Raw genomic sequence first — 1,001 nt, forward strand, 5'->3', positions numbered from 1 at the left:
GGGGGCCGCAGGGTGCGCCGCGTGGTCACTACTGCCGCACCTGCCCCTGCCCCAGCACCACGAATTTGGTGGTGGTCAGTTCCTCAACGCCCATAGCCCCATAGGCATGCAGTTTGGATGTGGATATGCCGATTTCCGCTCCCAGGCCGAGCTGTCCACCGTCGTTGAAGCGGCTGGACGCATTGACCGCCACCATAGAGGCGTCAGCCTCGCGCAGAAAGCGCATGGCCTTGGCATAGTCGTTGGTGCAGATGATTTCTGTATGATTTGATCCGTAGCGGGCGATGTGGTCCAGCGCTTCATCCATGCTGTCCACCACACGGACGGCGAGCACAAGATCGTGAAATTCCTGCCCCAGGTCTTCAGCCTGCTGAGGGACAACGTGCCCTTGCGCGGTCTTCTCCATAAGGGGCAGGGCCTTGGCGTCAGCCCGGAATTCCACGCCCGCCGCGCCGAGTTTTTCCGCCACCAAAGGCAGAAAACGCGGGGCGGCATCCTTGTGTACCAGCAGGCATTCCAGCGCGTTGCACACGCCGGGCCGCTGCACCTTGCCGTTGAAAACGATGTCCAGCGCGCGTGCAAAGTCGGCGTCCGGCTCAATATAGGCGTGGCACACGCCCTTGAAATGCTTGAGCACGGGCATGGTGGCGGCTTCGGTAACCGCGCGCACAAGCCCTTCGCCCCCACGGGGAATGATCACATCAATATATTGGTCGAGCTTGCACAGGGCGTTAACAGCCTCATGCCCCGGAACCGTCACAAGCTGCGCCGCAGAGGCGGGCAACCCGGCCTGCATCATGGCTTCCTGCAGGGCCTGAGCCAGAGCGGTATTGGAATGTATGGCCTCGCTGCCGCCACGGAGGATAACGGCATTGCCCGCCTTGATGCACAGGATGGCCGCATCAATGGTCACATTGGGGCGGGCCTCGTAAATCATGGCGATCACGCCGAGCGGTATGCGCATCTTGCCCACCAGCAGCCCGTTGGGGCGTTGCCACTGG

Annotated in this window: 1 protein-coding gene; it reads right to left on the bottom strand. The window is 62.1% G+C overall.

The window, feature by feature from the left end; all coding sequences use genetic code 11:
• Positions 1-28 precede the first annotated feature (28 nt).
• Positions 29-1,001: glutamate-5-semialdehyde dehydrogenase (locus V6C07_RS00680; RefSeq protein ID WP_333534440.1), on the bottom strand; the 973-nt coding region annotated here is incomplete at its 5' end.

The organism is Desulfovibrio sp. 1214_IL3152 (assembly GCF_036763055.1).
Lineage (GTDB): Bacteria > Desulfobacterota > Desulfovibrionia > Desulfovibrionales > Desulfovibrionaceae > Desulfovibrio.